The following is an 841-nucleotide window of genomic DNA, read 5'->3' as shown; positions in this document are numbered from 1 at the left end:
GGTGCCGCTTCCGTGCGCGGCCGCGCGGATTCGCTCGCCGCGACCTGCGCCGACTGCGTCGCGCGCAGCTCGGCCGGATCGAGCAGGAACGTGTATTCGCGTACGAGGCGGCCGTTATTCCACGACAGTTCCAGCAGCATGTCGACGAACGGCTCGTTCAGCGGCTGCGTGGAGCTGACGCGGATGAACTGGCGGCCGCCGCGCTGCTCGACGTTGAAGCGCAGCGACAGCAGCGCCGGATTGAAATCGATGTTGGCCGCCTTGAACGCTTCCGGCGACGCCAGCTTCGCGGTGAGGCCGGACGCCTCGTCGCCGGACACCGCCGTCAGTTCGATTTCGGCGCGCAAGGGCTGGCCGAGTGCGGACAACACCGTGAGCTTGCCGAGGCCGGCCGCGTGGGCCGCCGACGTCAGGACCAGCGCACTTGCGACCGCCGCAGTGAGCTTTTTCAGTGCGGACGACTTCATCGGGAGGCGGGGAGTGACATGCATAGGTTCGAGAGCGACGTGGCCGGAGGTCTCAGGAACATATCATCATGCACTGTGGCATGCAAGTTCCGCAGGGAGAAACATTCAAGGAGTCTGAGGTATGTAGACGGTGTATTCAGACTTATGATGTTTTTTGGATGATCCGGTGTCAATTCAATACGAAACCCAACCCCGTCGTTCCCGCGAAAGCGGGAACCCATACTGAGCTCCAGAAATCGAATAGCTAGCCGACTTCGGACACTCAGCATGGATTCCCGCGTGCGCGGGAATGACGCAGGATCGGCATAGGGGCGGCCAGTTGTCTGGCCGGTCCCCTGCCACACCACCCGGCGTGCGGGTCCGCACCGGGCGGT

General features: G+C 63.6%; 1 protein-coding gene. It reads right to left on the bottom strand.

The window, feature by feature from the left end:
• The coding region (locus ACEN88_RS32995; protein WP_413346506.1) for a FimV family protein at positions 1–467 on the bottom strand (467 nt) is incomplete at its 3' end.
• Positions 468–841: the final 374 nt, after the last annotated feature.

The sequence above is a fragment of the Massilia sp. CT11-108 genome (genome assembly GCF_047302915.1).
Taxonomy (GTDB): Bacteria; Pseudomonadota; Gammaproteobacteria; order Burkholderiales; family Burkholderiaceae_D; genus Telluria; species Telluria orientalis.
The sequence above is the reverse complement of the archived record's forward strand: the minus strand, read 5'-3'. Positions and strand labels throughout refer to the sequence as shown.